A 17,812-nucleotide genomic window follows, 5' to 3' on the forward strand; every position below is an offset into this window, starting at 1 on the left:
TGCCGAAGTGGCGCCACGCCGGTACAATGCGCCCCTTGCCCGTGTCGCCTGATAAAGAAAAAACCATGTCCTTGCCCAAGAACCACCTGGAACTGCTCAGCCCTGCCCGCGATGTCGAGATCGCCCGCGAGGCCATCCTGCATGGCGCCGACGCCGTCTACATCGGCGGCCCGAGTTTCGGTGCCCGGCACAACGCCTGCAACGAGGTGGCCGATATCGCCAGGCTGGTGGAGTTCGCCCGTCGCTATCACGCGCGCATCTTCACCACCATCAACACCATCCTGCATGACGACGAGCTGGAGCCGGCGCGCGCGCTGATCCACCAGCTCTACGACGCGGGCGTGGACGCGCTGATCGTGCAGGACTTGGGCGTGCTGGACCTGGACATCCCCCCCATCGAACTGCACGCCAGCACCCAGACGGATATCCGCACTCTGGCGCGTGCAAAATTTCTCGACCAGGCCGGCTTCTCCCAGCTGGTGCTGGCCCGCGAGCTGAACCTGCAGGAAATCCGCGCCATCGCCGACGAGACCGATGCTGCCATCGAGTTCTTCATCCATGGCGCGCTGTGCGTGGCCTTCTCCGGCCAGTGCAACATTTCCCACGCGCAAACCGGGCGCAGCGCCAACCGCGGCGACTGCTCGCAAGCCTGCCGCCTGCCCTACACCCTCAAAGATGAAAAAGGCGGCGTGATCGCCTACGAGAAACACCTGCTGTCCATGAAGGACAACAACCAGAGCGCCAACCTGCGCGCCCTGGTCGAGGCCGGCGTGCGCTCGTTCAAGATCGAGGGCCGCTACAAGGATGTGGCCTACGTGAAGAACATCACCGCCCATTACCGCCGCGAGCTCGACACCATTCTCGAAGACCGCCCGGATCTAGCCCGCGCCTCCAGCGGCCGTACCGCGCACTTCTTCGTGCCCGACCCGGACAAGACCTTCCACCGCGGCAGCACCGATTACTTCGTCACCGAGCGCAAGGTGGATATCGGCGCCTTCGATTCGCCGACCTTCACCGGGCTTCCTGTCGGCCATGTGGAGAAGGTGAACAAACGCGACCTGATCGCCGTCACCCATGAGCCGCTGTCCAACGGCGACGGCCTCAACGTGCTGGTCAAGCGCGAGGTGGTGGGCTTTCGCGCCAACATCTGCGAACTCAAGGGCGAGTTCGAAGAGGATGGCGAGAAGCGCTATCGCTACCGCGTCGAGCCCAACGAGATGCCCGAAGGGCTGCTGCGTCTGCGCCCCAATCACCCGCTGTCGCGCAACCTCGACCACAACTGGCAGCAGGCGCTGCAGCGCACCAGCGCCGAACGCCGTATTGGTGTGAGCTGGAAGGCCGAGCTGCGCGAGGATGCCCTCAAACTCACCGCCACCAGCGAAGAAGGCATCAGCGTCGACGTCGCCCTTCCCGGCCCGTTCGGCGTGGCCAACAAGCCGGAACAGGCGCTCGAGGGCCTGCGCGATCTGCTGACCCAACTCGGCACCACCATCTACCACGCCCAGGGCGTGACGCTGGATGCGCCACAGGCGTTTTTCGTGCCCAACTCGCAGCTCAAGGCCCTGCGCCGCGACGCCATCGACAAGCTCACCGAGGCACGCGTCGCCGCTCATCCGCGAGGCCGCCGCAAGGCCGAAAGCAACCCACCGCCGGTGTATCCCGAGTCGCACCTGTCGTTCCTGGCCAATGTGTACAACCACAAGGCTCGTGAGTTCTACCATCGCCACGGCGTACAACTGATCGACGCCGCCTACGAGGCGCACGAGGAAGCCGGCGAAGTGCCGGTGATGATCACCAAGCACTGCCTGCGCTTCTCCTTCAACCTGTGCCCGAAACAGGCCAAGGGCGTCACCGGAGTGAAGACCAAGGTCGCGCCGATGCAGCTGGTGCACGGTGACGAGGTGCTGACCCTGAAGTTCGACTGCAAGCCGTGCGAGATGCACGTGATCGGCAAGATGAAGGGCCACATCCTCGACCTGCCGCAACCCGGTAGTGCGGCGGCCCAGGTGGTCGGTCATATCAGCCCGGACGACCTGCTCAAGACCATCCGCCAGAAGCCGGGCTACAGCCACTGACACCTGCCCGGCCTGGCGATAGGCCGGTGCTACATCAGGTCATTAATACTGCAAAATGTCGGATTGACATCAGGTCATAATGACAGCGAAACGGTAAGTCACTGATTTGCAAGCCACCAGGCGCTGGCACGAAATCTGAAATGTCCTCAGGGACCTCTTCCTTTCGTGCCGGATACCGCCATGTTTTTCGTCAGCGCCAAACGCCATCACAGCCTCGAAGCCGAGCATCACGCCCTACTCGCTCGCCTCACCGCCAGTGAGCAGGAAACCCAACATCTGCGCAGCGCGCTGCAGGCCAGCCAGGAGGACACCCGGCTGCAGAGCGACCTGAGCTTCTACCAGGGGCTGGCGGGTAACCTGCTCAAGTTCGGCCAATCCATCGAGCATGTCGGCGACTCCTTCAGTTACCTCAACGCGCGTCTCGATGAAAACAATCGCCGCGCCCAGGACGTGGCCCAGGCGGCGATCCAGAACAAACTCAAGTTCAGCCAGTTGCAAGAGGAGTCGCAACGCATGGAGGACGGCCTGGCCAGCCTCAATCAGCGCATCTCGGAACTGGTCAAGCGTGCCAGTGAGATCGACCGCATCGTCGGCCTGATCGGCAGCATCGCCAGCCAGACCAACCTGCTGGCACTCAATGCCGCCATCGAGGCGGCGCGCGCAGGGGAATCCGGTCGCGGCTTCGCCGTGGTCGCTGGTGAGATCCGCGATCTGGCGGAGAAGACCGCCAGCGCAACCCAGGACATCGTTCGCGAGACCGCAGATATCCAGAACGTGATCCACGCCGCCCAGCAGGAAATCCAGCAACATACCGGCAGCGCCGGGCATTTCCATGCCATGACCACCGAAGCCAGCGGCGCCATGCTCAACGTCCACGGCCAGGCGCAGCGCATGCATCACGAGATCAGCCAGTCGTTCTTCCGCTCCGGCATCGAGCTGGCCAACCTCGCCGAGCTGTCGCTCAAGGCCTCGGTCTACCGGGCGATTCTGAACGACAAGGGCGATGCCCGCGACCTGCCCAGCGAAGAGCAGTGCCTTTTCGGTCGCTGGTATTACGGCGAAGGCAACGCGGCGCTGCAGGGCAACCGCGAATTCCGCCAGATCGAACATCCGCACGAGCAGGTCCACCGGTGCGGCGCGCAGGCCATCACCGCCTTCGCCAGCGGTCAGCTGCAGGAGACGCTGGACAACCTGGCCACCATGGAAGACGCCAACGTCGAGGTGATGCGCATCGTCAGGAAGGTGCTCGACGAGCACGACAAGGGCCTGACGGCGCCAGTGGAACGCCCGCGTCTACGGGCTGTACCGGCCTAGTGCAACTGCCGGGCGAATCGCTCCACCGCGCCGAGCACCTGCTTGGCGCCCTGGCGAATCTCGACGATCACATCGCCGGCCTGGTTGGCCAGGGCCAACCCGGTCTCGGCCTGAGCGCGACTGCTGGCCATGTCACGCACCGCAGCGTCCACCAGTTTCTGGTTGTCCTGCACCACCCCGACGATCTCCTCGGTGGCCTTGCTGGTGCGGCTGGCCAACTGACGCACCTCATCGGCCACCACGGCGAAGCCGCGTCCCTGCTCGCCCGCTCGCGCAGCCTCGATGGCGGCATTGAGCGCCAGCAGGTTGGTTTGCTGGGCGATGCCGCCGATGGTCTGCACCATGGTGCTGATCAGCACTGATTGCTTGCCGAGGGCTTCGATCCCTTCGGACGCCGACGTCATCTCCTGGGCAATACGTTGCATGGTCTGCACCGTCTCGGTCACCACCTGGGCGCCCTGCTGAGCGGTGGTGTCGGTACGCTGGGAGATGCCGTAGGCGGTGTCGGCGGCGTCGTTGACCTCCTCCTCACGGTTGACCTGCTCAGTGATCACGGTGGCGAACTTGACCACCTTGTACAGGCGGTTCTGCGTGTCATGCACCGGGTTGTAGGTGGCCTCCAGCCAGACGGGGCGGCCATGACTGTCCACTCGTTTGAAACGCCCGGCGACGAATTCGCCGCGATTGAGGCGCTCCCAGAATCGCGCATAGTCGGCCGACGCGGTCTCCTGCGGCTCGCAGAAGATGCGGTGGTGCTCGCCACGGATGCGCTCCAGGCTGTAGCCCATAGCGTCGAGAAACTGCTGGTTGGCATTGAGCACATGGCCCTGGAGATCAAACTCGATCACCGCAGTGGAGCGCAGCAGCGCGTTGATGAAATCCTCGTTCTCACGCGCCTTGTTCATGCTCTCGGTCACTTCGCTGCCGATGCATTGGATCTGGCGCACCACGCCACGCTCGTCGGCCAGCGGCATCCAGGAGGCCTGCACCCACACCAGCGCACCATCGCTACGCAGGAAGCGATAACGATCACTGACCGAACTCCCGGTACCGATCGCCGAACTGAGGTTCTTGAAACACGGCAGATCCTTGACGTAAGCCGGCACGATGTCGCTCAGCGGGCGCCCCTTCAACTGCTCGAGCGTATAGCCGACGAAACGGGCGAACTTGTCATTGAAGTCGACGATGCGCTTCTCGGGATCTATCGAGAGCATGATCTTCTGCGCCCGGATGCCTTCGTAGAGCTGCTTGTACAGCGCCAGCTCGGTTTCTTTCTCCCGCAACTCCTTCTTCAATCGATTAGCGAACATGCGCCTTCTCCAAGCAGTCATTCTCCAGATCGTCTGGCTGTCCTCGGCATGCAGCCAGGCCAGTCTCAGCTCAAGCATAGAAGGCGTATGGAAAAGCGCGAAAGGCGCCCGCGTATCGGCGCCGCGGTATCAGGCCGCAGGGCTGAGCATGAGTACTTCGCGAACATCGAAATCGCGGCGCAGGTAGTCCATGCGTCGCTCATGAAAGGCACGCATGTGCGGCAGCGCCATGTGCCCGGCCAGCGCCGCCTGCGACGCCCAGACTTCGTAGAAGATGAACAGTGTCGGGTCCTGGGCATCACGCAGCATGTGGTACTCGATGCAACCGGGCTCTGCACGGCTCGGTTCGACGTAGGCACGAAACAGCTGCTCGAAAGCCTCGGCCTGCTCGGGCCTGGCGTGAGCGTGAAGAATGAAGGCGTGCATGAAAAGTCTCCTGAGGTCACAAGGAGTCTCACCTTAACGCAGGATTAACCCAACATTTCATGACTATCAGTCAACAATGATTTGATCGTTGCGGGGTGTTTCACCCGCGCGGGGCTCGATAACCTGCCGCCACACTTTCTGGAGAACCCCGATGAAAAAGATCCTCCTGCTCAATGGCGGCAAAGCCTTCGCCCATTCCAACGGCCAGTACAACGCCACCCTGCACGACGCTGCCGTGGCCTTCCTCGATCGTGCCGGCTTCGACATCAAGACCACCTTCATCGATGGCGGCTACGACATCGACGAAGAAGTGCAGAAAATCCTCTGGGCCGACGTGGTGATCTACCAGATGCCCGGCTGGTGGATGGGCGCCCCATGGACGGTGAAGAAGTACCTCGACGAGGTGTTCACCGCCGGTCACGGCAGCCTCTACGCCAACGACGGCCGTACGCGCTCCGATGCGTCGCAAAAATACGGCAGCGGCGGGCTGATCCAGGGCAAGCAGTACATGCTGTCGCTGACCTGGAACGCTCCGCTGCAAGCCTTCGAAGACCCCAGCGACTTCTTCGAGGGCAAGGGCGTCGACGCGGTGTACTTCCCCTTCCACAAGGCCAACGAGTTCCTCGGCATGAGCGCCCTGCCCACCTTCCTGTGCAACGACGTGATGAAGGTGCCGAACGTCGAGCGTGACGTGGCACGCTACGAGCAGCACCTGGCCAGGGTATTCGGCGTCAGTTGAGCCACTACCTCACTGCCCACCGAACAAAGCCGTCCAGTAGATGCCGGCGTCGCTCTGCGGGTCATTGGCGTAGGCAGCGCCCAACTCGCTGAACTCCGGGTTCATGATGTTGGCGCAATGCCCCGGGCTGGCCAGCCAGCCCTCGACCACCTTGGCGGTGGTGTCCAGCGCGGCGGCGATATTCTCGCCCACCTTGGTGCCTCCGTAGCCTGCCAGCTCGGCACGATCACCCGGTGTCAGGCCATCACGGCCCTGATGGGCGAAGAAATTGCCGTTGGCCATGGCTCGACTGTGGCTCTCGGCAGCGCTGCCCAATTCGGCGTTCCACACCAGTGGCGCCGTCGCGGCGAACGCCTGGTCGCCGCATTGGCGGGCCTCGGCACGGGCCGAGTTGATCTGCAACAGCAGACTCTCGCCTTCGGTCTGCCAGGTTTGCAGGCGCCCACTGAGCAGCGGCCTGGCAAGCACGATGCGCCAGTCACGATCCTGCTGGCTAACGCCAATGTCGATGAATTGCGGATCGAGCAGTACCCGGCAGAAGCTCTCGCTCAACGCCTGCATCGCCGCTTGCGCATTGCGTGGGCCAGAGAGGGTGATGGCCTGGACGTTGACCAGTGGGTAACCGGCGGCGCTGAGCAAATCCTGCAGGTCCCCGGTACCATTGGCGGGCAGTATCAGGCGCGGGTCATTGGTCAGCGGCGGCAGCGGTTCGGAAGCCTGCACGCCGCAACGCTGCACTTCGCTGCGATAGGCATTGATCGTCTCGATCAGCGCCAGATCCTCGCTGGCCTGGGCCGAGCCCAGCCCACCCATCAACAGCAGCGCCAGCAGGCAGCGCCGCCATCCCCATTTGTCCATTGTTGTTGTCATACAGCCCTCTCCCAACTAACGTCGTAATTCTGACGTATTTCCCGGCGCACCATCATGGCCGGTTTCCTCGTCCCTTCGAATGCCCGCGAACACTGGACTCTCCAGGCTCGGCAGGGTTCCTGCATGACGCCACTTGCCGCCATCGCACCACTGACGCAAATGCCTCACTCCGCTCGAGAACACTGATGCCCGCTTACTTCACCAAGAACGAGCAACATCGACGTCTGGTCCTCAAAGCCTTGCTATGGATCACTTTGTGCGGCGGTTTGTTCTTCTCAGTGGTCAATCTGCTGCACGATAACTGGCTGCTGGCGGGCCTGGAGATAGGCTACGCCGCCGTATCGCTGTATCTGCTGACCATCCTCGAGCGAACCCGCAACCTGCAACTATTGACCGCGGCATACCTGCTGCCGTTCTTCAGCATCATGATCGTGGCGCTGGCTCAGACCCACACCACCTTCGCGGTGTTCGCCTGGATACAGTCAATTCCGATCATTTGCTATCTGCTGCTCGGTTTGCGCCTGGGCATGTATGGCTCGGTGCTGTTCGTCGGCATCGGCCTGTTCGTCTTCAGCCGGCGATTTTCATCCGAGAGTCTGCTGCAGAACGTCGAGATCATCGCCAATCTCGGCCTGGCCAGCCTGGCGGTGATGATCTTCGCCCACATCTACGAGCGCAGCCGCATTCTCAATGAAAAGCGTCTGACCGAGCAGGCCACCACGGATGCCCTGACCGGCCTGCCGAACCGGCTTAAACTGGCCGAGGTATTCGAACGCGAACGCGCCCATGCGCTGCGCAATGGCACCTCGCTTTCGCTGGTGTTTCTCGATATCGATCACTTCAAGCAGATCAACGATCGCTTCGGCCACGAGATCGGCGACCGTGCCCTGGCTCACTTCGCCACGGTGCTGGCGCAACGGCTGCGCATCAATGATCTGTTCTGTCGCCTGGGCGGTGAGGAATTTGCCGTGCTGCTGCCCGGCAGCACCGCGGAGCAGGCCCGCGACATCGCGGAAAGCCTGCGCGAGCGCCTGGCAGCGGAGCCATTGGCATTCGATGACATCGCCCTGCCCATGACGCTAAGCGCCGGCGTGGCGAGCTTCAAGGCAGACGGGCAGTCCCTGCATGAGCTGATGCTGGCGGCTGACAGGCGTACCTACGCCGCCAAGCGTGCCGGTCGCAACCGGGTCATCAGCCGTGAAGGCGCCGGCGACAGCCAAGCGGCACTGGGTTGATCAGGCGTAGACGCTGAGCCCGCCCTTCTCCTGCAGCCACTGGCGGTAGGTTTCCAGCGAGTCGGTCTGCTTGTCGCCATTGTGGCCGGCGATGCGCACGCTACCGTCCAGGCCGGCGTCGACCATCTTCTGTACCTGCTGCAGCAGCTTGGCAGCGTCATCGCGATCGAGCTGCGTCACGTCAGGCAACTGAATCACCGAGGGTGCGGCAGCCTGATTGCCGGCACTGCGCTGCACGGCATTGCTGGCCGGTGCCGAGCCGCCGTTCATCGCACGCAGCAGTCCACCCTCACTACGCGCGACCACCTGCTTGGCAAAACGCCGCAGATCACCCAGCGGGTCCTGGCTGGCCTGGCTGTCGGTTTCGCCACTGGCGGTGCTGGAACGATTGTTTGCCTGGCTGCCGTAGTAGCTGAGCATGGCAGGTATGCTGTTGTTGATGCTGGTCATATGGCCTCCCGCCAAATGCATTCGCCACAGGCAAAGCAGGTTTCGGGCCAGCCTTGCAAGCCAGTGATCATGGGTTCTTCAGCATTCTCGGCGGCACTTGCTTGCCAGCTTGAGGCAAGCTTTTGCCAGGCAAGCTGTGATCGCCATCATTCCAACGATGGCTGCTTGACGCTAACATGCCGCCGCGCCGAAGGATGGCAAGGGATAGCGCTCAGGCGGAAACCAGCGACCACCGACGGATATCCGCTTTTTCAGCAATACGCCAAGGATGCTCCAGATGTTCAAAGCACACTTTCTCGCAGCCGGCCTTGTCAGCATGGCGCTGACCGGCTGCGTCTCGTTCACCCCGGCGGGGCCAATCTCCCCTCCCAGTCAGATCGTCGAGCGGTCCTTGCCAGGCAGCGCCATGATCAAGGACGTGAAAGTCACCGACCAACGTCTCGACGAACAGACCCGCCGCAACATCGGCAATCAGCTGACCGCCCAGATCAGCCAGCACGTCGAGAAAGGCGAATACTTCCGGCGCGTGATCAGCTTCCCGGCCAAGCTGAATGAGCAGGACGTTCAACTGCAGTTCGACTTTTCCTCTCTGCAGGGCAAGCGTACGCCTCACCCCGGCTACTTCCCGGGCGCACTGCTGACGCTGACGATCTGGATCTGGGTCAACGGGCCGATCTACGTCGACAAGTATGACCTGGCTGCCGAACTGCAGATTCTCGACAGCGAGGGCAAGCAACTGGCCCTTTCCCAGAAGAAGCTGGTAGTAGACAAGAACACCGGCCTCTGGGACTACGACTACATGTTCCCCTCTGGCGGACAGCAGTTGACCGAGCTGGTCGAGCAACTGCTGCAGGACGGCACCGCACAACTGACTCACTGAAAAGGACTTTCCCATGAAGAAACTCTTCACACTGATGCTGCTGATCGCATCGGCCAGCCTGCAGGGCTGCATGACCTACTCGCACAACTCGTTGCAGAAGGTCGATCAATGGCCGCTGGCCTCACCGGAACAGGACAAACCGAGCGTTTATCTCAAGGTTCACGGTGAATATCAGGTCAACGACAACCCGCGCGTGAGCAATGCCGACGTGGCCAAGCTGGAGCAGGTCATCGCCAAGACCCTCAGCGAGAGCGGGCGCTTTTCACGCGTGACCACCGAACAGGAAGAATCCGACCTGTATATGACGGTGACCCTGCGCAATCACGAAACCGGCAACATGGGCCTGGCCATGCTGACCGGGGCAACCTTGTTCCTGATCCCCGGTGCCTTCGACAACACCCTGACGATGGACATGGTCGTGCGTGACCAAGACGGCAACAAACGTGGCGTCGCCCAGCGCCAGGAGTCCCTGACGACCTGGATGCACCTGTTGCTGATCTTCGCCGTGCCCTTCCAGGACCGCAGCGACAAACTGCTCACCGAGCTGACGCAGAGCACGCTGCAGCAAGCCGTCGACAAGCAGTTGCTTTGAGCGACCAGCGCGCGTGGCGCACCCTGCGTCGCGCGCCCGTTTGATTGTCGAAGCGATTGCGCTAGGCTCTGCACCTCTATCGATAGGAGGTACTCCCATGGCCCGCGCCACTGCCCGCCACATCCTGGTTGCCAGCGAAGACAAGTGCAACGAACTGAAATCCGCCATCGAGGGCGGTGCCGATTTCGCCCAACTGGCCAAAGACAACTCCACCTGCCCGTCCGGCCGTAGCGGCGGCGACCTGGGTTCCTTCGGCCCGGGTCAGATGGTCAAGGAATTCGACACCGTGGTATTCAGCGCACCGGTCGGCGTGGTGCAAGGCCCGGTCAAGACCCAGTTCGGCTATCACCTGCTGGAAGTCACCAGCCGCCAGGACTGACCCTCAGCAATGGAGGAGCCAGCGACTGAGGCTCCTCTCTTGCCCCAAGCCTTTTCAGTCCACCGTAGTAGGGCTCTGGGTTTATGAAACGCGGCACTCGGCTCACTTCCATCCTGCTGGTGTTCATCTGCCTCTCGCTGGCCTTACTGACGGCCTGGCAGATCTGGTTTTCCCGCGAGCGCGCGCTACACGAACTGAACGTGGCCAACCTCAACCTGGCCCAAGCCCTGGACAACTACAGCGAAGGGGTCATTCGCCAATCCGAGCTGGTACTGGTGGATCTGGCGGAGCGCCTGGAACAGGAAGGCAAGGGTCGGGCACACCTCGACCGCCTGCAGAAGGTCGTACAGGAACAAAGCCGCGTCCTCAAACTGGCCAGCACCATCATCATCTATGACGCTCAGGGCGACCGTTTGCTGGTATCCCGGGGTGACATCAACGCACGTCCCAACGCCGCCGACCGCGTGTTCTTCATCCATCACCGCGACAATCCCTCTACCGAGACCTTCATCGGCCCCACCATCAATAGCCGACTGGCGCACGAATGGGTATTCACCGTCAGCCGGCGCCTGAACGACGCCGACGGCAATTTCTCCGGCGTGGTCGCCATCACGCTGAGCGTGGAGCATTTCCTCCATCTGTTCGGCAGCCTCGACCTGGGCAAGCAAGGGGCGATGAGCCTGTCCACCAGCGACGGCATCCTATTGTTTCGCCAGCCCTTCCGCGAGCAGGACGTGGGGCTGGACTGGTCGAACTCACCGATCTTCCAGCAACTGCGCGAACGCAACCATACGATTGCCTCGCAGACCTCGCGCCTGGATGGCGTCGAACGCCTGTACGCCTTCCGGCGCAACAGCAATCTGCCGCTGATCACCGTGGTCGCCCTCGGCCGCGATGAAGCGCTGACGGCCTGGCGCCGTGACGCCCGGCTGTTCGCCACGGTGGTCCTGATCCTGCTGCTCGCCGTCAGCATCATCGGGCAGCGTCTGCTGGTCGATGTTCGCCGCCGTTCACGTGCCGAACGCCAGCTGCTCAGTGCTCGGGAAGAGCTGCTCGATGCCAACGCACGCCTGGAAGTACTGGCCTCGCAGGATGCCTTGACCGGCCTGGCTAACCGCCGCAGTTTCGACCAGGCGCTGGAAGTGGAGATTCGCCGCGCGCAGCGACGCGGCTCGTGCCTGGCGCTGATGCTGCTCGATGTCGACCTGTTCAAGCGCTACAACGATCACTACGGCCACCTGGCCGGCGACGAATGCCTGCGCAGCGTCGCCGAAGTCCTCAAGCGATGCGTGCGGCGCCCCGGCGATCTGGCGGCGCGCTACGGCGGCGAAGAGCTGGTGGTGATCCTGCCGAATACCGATGGCGAAGGCGCCGAAGCCGTCGCCATCGGCTTCATGGAAAGCCTCGCTCAGTGCAACCTGCCGCATCAGGGCAGCCCATTTCAGAGGATCACGGCGAGTGTCGGTGTGGCCATCCTGATGCCCGACACGCAAGACAGTGCCAAGCTGGCCATGAAGCTGATCGAGGCCGCGGACCAGGCTCTCTATCGGGCCAAGGCCAATGGCCGTAACCGTCTGGAACGAGCCGAGCTGCAATGCGCTGAGCAAGGGTGACAAGTCCGCCGAAGCGGTTCAGCATCACCATGAACTGTCAGCCCTGGATGATCGGTCACAATGAGCAACGGTACCCCACACCCTTTGCAGCAACTCGCCCAGAACCTGCTTGGCAAACCCCTGCATGAACTGGAGCCGGAAGAAACCCACGTTCTCGAGCGAATCCGCCAGCGCCGCCCCATCAGCCGTGATGCCGCCGACGCGTCGGATGAAGAGTCGAGCTTCGGCGAACGCCTGTCGGACAAGGTCGCTGCGGTCGGCGGTTCCTGGACTTTCATCATCTGCTTCTCGCTGACCATGCTCGGCTGGATGCTGATCAACACCGACGTGCTGTCGCACTTCGGCATGGCCTTCGACCCCTACCCCTACATCTTCCTCAACCTGATGCTATCGACCCTGGCAGCGATCCAGGCGCCGATCATCATGATGAGCCAGAACCGCCAGGCGGCGAAGGACCGCCTCGCAGCGCGACTGGACTTCGAAGTGAACCTGCGTGCGGAGCTGGAAATCATGCGCCTGCATGAAAAGATCGATCAGAAAATCCAGCAGCGCCTGGATCAGATCCTCGAGCGCCTGCCAGAGAAACGCCCGGAAGCCTGACCCTGACTCGCGTCAGACCGCGCCCGGCGTACGCTGGCGCCAGCTGTCGAGCAGGCGCCCGCCCCACACGTTGATCAGCAGCCCGGCCATCACCAGTGCTGCACCGACCATCTGCAGAGCGCCAAGACGTTCGCCCAGCAGTAACGCCGAGGAACTGATGCCCACCACCGGCACCAGCAGCGAGAACGGCGCCACCTGGCTGGCCGGGTAGCGCGACAGCAGCCGGCTCCACAAGCCATAACCGAGAATGGTCGCGCCGAATGCCAGGTAGGCCAGCACCAGCATCGAATCCAGGCCTAGCGTGCGCAACGACTGGCTGATCAACTCCGGCCCCTCCAGCCACAGCGACAGGGCCAGGAACGGCAAAGGCGGAATCAGGCTGCCCCAGACCACCAGGCCGACCAGATTGACCTTGCCCAATTTGCGCGTCACCACGTTGCCCAGCGCCCACATCGACGCCGCCGCGATGGTCAGGGCAAAACCGGCCAGGGTCATCGCCTGCCCACCCTGCAGACCGATCAGAACCAGGCCACTGGCCGCCACCAGCAAGCCGAACAGGTTGCTGCCTCGCAGCCGCTCGCCGAGAAACAGCGCGGCGAAGAACAGGGTGAAGAAGGCTTGCGACTGCAGCACCAGCGACGCCAGGCCCGCCGGCATGCCAACGTACATGGCATAGAACAGGAAGGCGAACTGCCCCAGCGAGATGGTCATGCCGTAGGCCAGCATCCAGCGCAGCGGCACCTGCGGCCGACGCACGAAGAGAATCGCCGGAAAGGCCGCGAGGAGAAAACGCAGGGCGCCCATCAGCATCGGCGGCATGCCATGCAGGCCGACCTTGATCACCACGAAGTTCAGCCCCCAGACGACGATCACCAGCAGCGCCAGCAGTAGATCCTTGGGTGTCATGGGGTACGAGCCTCGCCTTGAATGAGCAGGCATTAGAGCAGCCTCGCTCAAACGCAGACAGACACAGAGGCCGTGGAAAAAAGCCACACAGCCACACGCGGCTGCTACCCTGCGCGCTTCAGTGCCGTTACGCCAAGCCCATGACCCTGCACGATTTCCTCTTGTTCGCCCTGCCGGCGGTGTTTCTCACTGGCCTGTCAAAGGGCGGTTTCGGCGGTGCCCTGGGCGGCATCGCCGTACCGCTGCTGGCACTGGCCACTTCGCCGAAACAGGCCGTGGCGGTGATGCTGCCGATTCTCTGCCTGGCCGATGTAGTCGGACTGAAGGCCTACTGGGGCAAGTGGGATATAGCCAACCTCAAGGTCATGCTACCGGGTGCCGTGATCGGTATCGGCATCGGTTCGCTGACCTTCGGCTTCTTCGACGAACGTGCCATTGGCCTGCTGATCGGCGCCATCGCCATCGTTTTCGTCGGTCTTGGGTTTCTGGCTAGCAACCAGGCGCCACGCCCACTGCACAAGGGGCGCGGCACGTTGCTGTCGAGCCTGGCGGGCTTCACCAGCTTCGTTGCCCATGCGGGCGGGCCGCCGGTGATGATGCACCTGTTGCCACAGCAGTTGGACAAGGTGCGCTTCGTCGCCACCATCAACCTGTTCTTCCTGCTGACCAACGCCGCCAAACTGGTCCCCTACGCCGCGCTGGGTCAGTTCACTGGTGAGAACCTTCTGCTCAGCCTGATGCTCGCACCCATCGTACCGCTGGGGGTATGGAGCGGGCTGTGGCTGCAGTCACGCGTCAACCACCTGTGGTTCTACCGCATCGCACGGCTGGGCATTCTGCTGGCTGGGGTGCAACTGATCTGGCGCTACCTGTAAACACCACTTCGTAGAGTGCACCATGCGCACCGGCACTTCCTGACACGCCAGATCAGGGCTCGGCCACGCGCCATAACTCGGGCCACTCGCCCGGATTGCGCGCGGCACAGCGGCCAAGAAAATTGAGCGAGGCCAGTTGAAAACGCTCACCATCGAAGCGCCAGCTGCCCGATTCACCGCAATCGGCAATCCCTCGTCCCTTGTACAGGTAACCCAGCTCGCCGGTGTCGGGGTTGTAGCTCACCCAGCCAGACAACGCGCCAAGGTCCAGCGGCGGCGGCTCGAGCTGCAGATCACGCTCGGCGTACGGCGCCTGGCGGCCAACGCGATACACCGCAAAATCGCAGTTGTAGGCGGCACACCAGGTTCGGATGATGACCAGCGCCTCGCGATCATTGAGCGCAAAGGCTTCGGCCTCGGGCTCGCTGCTCATGTCTTCTTCGAACCACTGGCTACGAGTCGCGGCCATCACCTGCTCAGCGATATCACGCTGCTCCACTTCGCTCAGCGGGGTGACGCCAGGATAGGCACGCAGACGCGGCGCCTGTGGCACAGCGGGCACCTCGCTGTCCGGTCGTGAGCCGGGACGATAAAGGGCGCTGCGGCTGTCCACCCGCCCCTGCACGGCATCCATCAGCAGCAAGGCCGCGGAAAGACCGCTGAGCGAAACCACCGCCTCGTAATCGCGCTCCCCTTCCATACGCAACTGCACGCCGTTACGCAACTCGGCCAGCACGGCCTGAGCATCGGTGCCCTCGGCCACCAGCGTGGTTTCACCCTGGTTTTCTATCGGGTGCAGGCGATCGGCAGTGGACAGAGCTCGGCCATCGAGCCGCAGCGGCGCATAGCCGTCTTGCTCGGCATCGTGCAGTGACAGTCTTAGCGGCGCCTGAGCACCGGCCGCACGCTCGAGCTGAAGGCTGAAAGACGAGTAACCGAAACTTTCCGGGGCGCTCAATGCCTGGCATCCGCGCAGGTTGTCGCAAGCAACGACCCAATCCTTGATTTCCCGGTACAGCGGCACCTGCTCGGGCGCCGCCTGAGTGATTCCCGCAACCAGCAGCAGAGCGCTAAGCAAGACCCGACGCGACATGAACAACTCCTTTTGATGATTGCGCAGGGCCGCCATGTTGCTTCGCCCGGGCAAGCCAGGCAAGCGTCGTCGTAGCCCCGGCAACTGACACGATCCGCCGGCCGTCGACATGCGTACTCGTACCTTCGGGAAATTGCAGGTGCCGACAACCGCGCAAGGCACTAGAATCCGCAGCCTATCCGATCGTCACGCCCAGATTCGCGCGACGCCGTCTCACCTATCGGCCAGGAGACCCCAGATGGGCGCCCAGTGGAAAGCCAAACCCAAAGAAGCCGCCGCCAATGCCCGAGGCAAGATCTTCGGCAAGCTGGTGAAGGAAATCATGATCGCCGCGCGCAACGGCGCCGACCCGGACATGAACCCCAAGCTGCGCCTGGCCGTGCATCAGGCCAAGAAAGCCTCGATGCCCAAGGACACCCTGGAGCGCGCCATCAAGAAAGGCGCCGGCCTGTCCGGTGAAGTGATCAACTACGAGCGCACCCTGTACGAAGGCTTCGCCCCGCACCAGGTGCCGGTGATCGTCGAGTGCCTGACCGATAACGTCAACCGCACCGTCGCCGAGATTCGCGTGCTGTTCCGCAAGGGCCAGCTCGGTGCCTCCGGCTCGGTTAGCTGGGACTTCGACCACGTTGGCCTGATCGAAGCCAGCACCGAAGAAGGCGCAGACCCGGAACTGGCCGCCATCGAAGCTGGCGCGCAGGACTTCGTGCCCGATGACGAAGGCTCGACCCTGTTCATCACCGACCCGACCGACCTCGACGCCGTATGCAAGGCGCTGCCGGAGCAGGGCTTCACCGTCAACTCGGCCAAGCTCGGCTACCGCCCGAAGAACCCGGTAACCAGCCTGACACCGGAACAGATGGAAGAAGTCGAGGCCTTCCTCGAAGCCATCGACGGCCATGACGACGTGCAGAACGTCTATGTCGGCCTTGCTGGCTGAGGCCCGCCGGGCGCCCTGATCGGGCGCCCGCTGCTTATCCCATGAACAACACCCTACAGATCGCCGCCGCCTGCCTGTTCGACGAACGCGGCCGCCTGCTGCTCGTGCGCAAGCGCAATACCCGTTTCTTCATGCTGCCTGGCGGCAAGCGCGAGCCGGGCGAAGATGCACTGTCTGCGCTCAAGCGTGAACTGCTCGAGGAGCTGGAACTGCAACTGGACAGCACAGCACTGCAACCACTCGGCCAGTTCCACGCCCCCGCCGCCAACGAAGCCAATACCTGGGTGCAGGCCGACATCTATCGCGCCGCCCTGCCCCATAGCGTTCAAGCGGCAGCAGAGCTGGAAGAACTGCGCTGGCTCGATACCGCCCAGCCCCTGCCGGATGACCTGGCGCCGCTGCTTCGCGAGCAGGTATTGCCGGCCCTGCAACGGCTTCCTTGATCCACGGCAACGGCAGCCAGCGGTTCAGGCGTTAGGCTGCGCCGATAAACAGAACCATTCGCCTTGCCTGCAGACCCCATAGGAAACGAGGTTTGCCATGAGTATCACGTCCGCCCAGATCTGCGAGGCCGCCGACCAGTTGCAGGGTTTCGTCGGCTTCAACGCCAAGACCGGCCAGTACCTGCTGCGTTTTTCCGAAGACAGCTTCGGCCTCGACGTGCCCGCCGAGACCATCACTCCGACCTGTGAATACGTCTGGCACGCTGACCAAGGCGAGTTGATGCGCCTGGATCGCCAGCGCCTGGCCTGGCTGCAGGAGCAGCGTATCGATGACCGAGTGAATCTCAGCGAGCCACTGCGCGTCTACCTGCGCCGCAACGACCTGCCGGAAATCCGCGCCGAACGCCGTCGACTGGCGCCAGCCTGAATCGACGGCGACCGTGCCGTGCGCAGCGAGCATCCAGAACCTCGGCGTGCACGGCCCCTTAACCCGCCTGGTTCTGCTTAAATGGCCCATCGCCCCCGTTACCTGTATCGATGAGTTCACCCCACTACCGCCAACTGCCGCCCCCGCTACGCCCACTGGTCGACAAGTTCTACCGCAGCCATCGCTCGCCGATGCGTAGCCAGGCGGGCGACGAGGTCTGGGCCGCCGAGCATGCGGGGAACATCATCGCGGCCCTCAGCTTGCGAGCCGTGACAGGTGGGCAGTGGCTCACCGGCCTGTTCGTCGCGCCTGCACTGCGTCGCCAGGGAGTGGCCGCGACCTTGCTCGATAAGGCCCTGGCAGAGCACCCGGAGGCGGTGTGGCTGTTCTGCCATCCCGACCTGCAGGGTTTCTATCAGTGCCGAGGCTTCGTGGCCGGCCAGCCCCTGCCCGCCGAACTAGCCGAACGGCTGGCCCGCTATCAGCGCAGCAAGTCGTTAGTATCACTGCGCGCCCACTAGATTCGGCACGCCAAATCATCTGGCAATGCTCAGGCTGGAGCTTCAAGGGCGGGTGAAGAAGCGGCGTTCACAAGCGGTAGGTGAGGCAGGCATTCCTGCGCGTTTCCAACGAAGCATCATCGAG

Annotated in this window: 20 protein-coding genes; 14 read left to right on the forward strand and 6 right to left on the reverse strand. The window is 63.0% G+C overall.

Going from position 1 to position 17,812, the window contains the following annotated elements; translation table 11 throughout:
• Positions 1 to 65 precede the first annotated feature (65 nt).
• Both EL191_RS16425 and EL191_RS24675 read left to right on the forward strand, forming a co-directional pair.
• Positions 66 to 2,075, forward strand: coding sequence for a peptidase U32 family protein (locus EL191_RS16425; protein WP_017362604.1), 2,010 nt, complete (start codon positions 66 to 68; stop codon positions 2,073 to 2,075).
• 180 nt (positions 2,076 to 2,255) lie between these two features.
• Positions 2,256 to 3,389, forward strand: a complete 1,134-nt coding sequence (locus EL191_RS24675) for a methyl-accepting chemotaxis protein (protein ID WP_041979893.1) — start codon at positions 2,256 to 2,258, stop codon at positions 3,387 to 3,389.
• Here EL191_RS24675 and EL191_RS16435 read toward each other — a convergent pair.
• Positions 3,386 to 4,699 (reverse strand): methyl-accepting chemotaxis protein, encoded by a 1,314-nt coding sequence (locus EL191_RS16435; protein WP_041769538.1) that lies wholly within the window; start codon positions 4,697 to 4,699, stop codon positions 3,386 to 3,388. The two genes, EL191_RS24675 and EL191_RS16435, sit on opposite strands and share 4 nt — an antisense overlap.
• 129 nt (positions 4,700 to 4,828) lie before the next feature.
• The gene (locus EL191_RS16440) at positions 4,829 to 5,125 is read right to left on the reverse strand and encodes a putative quinol monooxygenase (RefSeq protein WP_041979892.1); all 297 of its coding nucleotides are present in this window, start codon (positions 5,123 to 5,125) and stop codon (positions 4,829 to 4,831) included.
• Positions 5,126 to 5,276: 151 nt separating this feature from the next.
• Here EL191_RS16440 and EL191_RS16445 point away from each other — a divergent pair, with 151 nt between their 5' ends.
• Complete coding sequence (locus EL191_RS16445) at positions 5,277 to 5,864, forward strand: NAD(P)H-dependent oxidoreductase (RefSeq protein WP_013716555.1); 588 nt, start codon at positions 5,277 to 5,279, stop codon at positions 5,862 to 5,864.
• Positions 5,865 to 5,873: 9 nt separating this feature from the next.
• On the opposite strand, the gene EL191_RS16450 is transcribed toward EL191_RS16445, so the two are convergent.
• Positions 5,874 to 6,734, reverse strand: a complete 861-nt coding sequence (locus EL191_RS16450) for a CAP domain-containing protein (protein WP_013716556.1) — start codon at positions 6,732 to 6,734, stop codon at positions 5,874 to 5,876.
• A gap of 185 nt (positions 6,735 to 6,919) precedes the next feature.
• Here EL191_RS16450 and EL191_RS16455 point away from each other — a divergent pair, with 185 nt between their 5' ends.
• Entirely contained in the window at positions 6,920 to 7,969 is a 1,050-nt protein-coding gene (locus EL191_RS16455) for a GGDEF domain-containing protein (RefSeq protein ID WP_041979891.1), read from the forward strand.
• Here the strand turns inward: EL191_RS16455 and EL191_RS16460 are convergent, their stop codons facing one another.
• Positions 7,970 to 8,419, reverse strand: coding sequence for a hypothetical protein (locus EL191_RS16460; RefSeq protein WP_013716558.1), 450 nt, complete (start codon positions 8,417 to 8,419; stop codon positions 7,970 to 7,972).
• 277 nt (positions 8,420 to 8,696) lie between these two features.
• Between EL191_RS16460 and EL191_RS16465 the strand changes: the two genes are divergently transcribed.
• From EL191_RS16465 to EL191_RS16485, 5 genes are all read left to right on the forward strand, one after another.
• On the forward strand, positions 8,697 to 9,299 hold the full coding sequence (locus EL191_RS16465) for a hypothetical protein (RefSeq protein ID WP_041979890.1): 603 nt from the start codon (positions 8,697 to 8,699) through the stop codon (positions 9,297 to 9,299).
• Between the two features lie 13 nt (positions 9,300 to 9,312).
• Complete coding sequence (locus EL191_RS16470; RefSeq protein WP_013716560.1) at positions 9,313 to 9,891, forward strand: hypothetical protein; 579 nt, start codon at positions 9,313 to 9,315, stop codon at positions 9,889 to 9,891.
• 97 nt (positions 9,892 to 9,988) lie between these two features.
• Entirely contained in the window at positions 9,989 to 10,270 is a 282-nt protein-coding gene (locus EL191_RS16475) for a peptidylprolyl isomerase (RefSeq protein ID WP_013716561.1), read from the forward strand.
• A gap of 83 nt (positions 10,271 to 10,353) precedes the next feature.
• Entirely contained in the window at positions 10,354 to 11,883 is a 1,530-nt protein-coding gene (locus EL191_RS16480; protein ID WP_041979889.1) for a sensor domain-containing diguanylate cyclase, read from the forward strand.
• Between the two features lie 60 nt (positions 11,884 to 11,943).
• The gene (locus tag EL191_RS16485) at positions 11,944 to 12,483 is read left to right on the forward strand and encodes a DUF1003 domain-containing protein (protein WP_013716563.1); all 540 of its coding nucleotides are present in this window, start codon (positions 11,944 to 11,946) and stop codon (positions 12,481 to 12,483) included.
• 12 nt (positions 12,484 to 12,495) lie between these two features.
• On the opposite strand, the gene EL191_RS16490 is transcribed toward EL191_RS16485, so the two are convergent.
• The gene (locus tag EL191_RS16490; RefSeq protein WP_013716564.1) at positions 12,496 to 13,389 is read right to left on the reverse strand and encodes an O-acetylserine/cysteine exporter; all 894 of its coding nucleotides are present in this window, start codon (positions 13,387 to 13,389) and stop codon (positions 12,496 to 12,498) included.
• A 140-nt stretch (positions 13,390 to 13,529) separates the two neighbouring features.
• Here EL191_RS16490 and EL191_RS16495 point away from each other — a divergent pair, with 140 nt between their 5' ends.
• On the forward strand, positions 13,530 to 14,264 hold the full coding sequence (locus tag EL191_RS16495) for a sulfite exporter TauE/SafE family protein (protein WP_041979888.1): 735 nt from the start codon (positions 13,530 to 13,532) through the stop codon (positions 14,262 to 14,264).
• A gap of 52 nt (positions 14,265 to 14,316) precedes the next feature.
• Here the strand turns inward: EL191_RS16495 and EL191_RS16500 are convergent, their stop codons facing one another.
• Positions 14,317 to 15,357, reverse strand: a complete 1,041-nt coding sequence (locus EL191_RS16500) for a DUF1176 domain-containing protein (protein ID WP_013716566.1) — start codon at positions 15,355 to 15,357, stop codon at positions 14,317 to 14,319.
• A gap of 238 nt (positions 15,358 to 15,595) precedes the next feature.
• Between EL191_RS16500 and EL191_RS16505 the strand changes: the two genes are divergently transcribed.
• From EL191_RS16505 to EL191_RS16520, 4 genes are all read left to right on the forward strand, one after another.
• On the forward strand, positions 15,596 to 16,297 hold the full coding sequence (locus EL191_RS16505) for a YebC/PmpR family DNA-binding transcriptional regulator (RefSeq protein ID WP_017362618.1): 702 nt from the start codon (positions 15,596 to 15,598) through the stop codon (positions 16,295 to 16,297).
• A 41-nt stretch (positions 16,298 to 16,338) separates the two neighbouring features.
• Positions 16,339 to 16,740, forward strand: coding sequence for an NUDIX hydrolase (locus EL191_RS16510; protein ID WP_013716568.1), 402 nt, complete (start codon positions 16,339 to 16,341; stop codon positions 16,738 to 16,740).
• Between the two features lie 97 nt (positions 16,741 to 16,837).
• Positions 16,838 to 17,167, forward strand: a complete 330-nt coding sequence (locus tag EL191_RS16515) for a DUF2025 family protein (RefSeq protein WP_041979887.1) — start codon at positions 16,838 to 16,840, stop codon at positions 17,165 to 17,167.
• A gap of 110 nt (positions 17,168 to 17,277) precedes the next feature.
• On the forward strand, positions 17,278 to 17,688 hold the full coding sequence (locus EL191_RS16520; RefSeq protein WP_041979886.1) for a GNAT family N-acetyltransferase: 411 nt from the start codon (positions 17,278 to 17,280) through the stop codon (positions 17,686 to 17,688).
• Positions 17,689 to 17,812: the final 124 nt, after the last annotated feature.

Source organism: Pseudomonas mendocina (assembly GCF_900636545.1).
Taxonomy (GTDB): domain Bacteria; phylum Pseudomonadota; class Gammaproteobacteria; order Pseudomonadales; family Pseudomonadaceae; genus Aquipseudomonas; species Aquipseudomonas mendocina.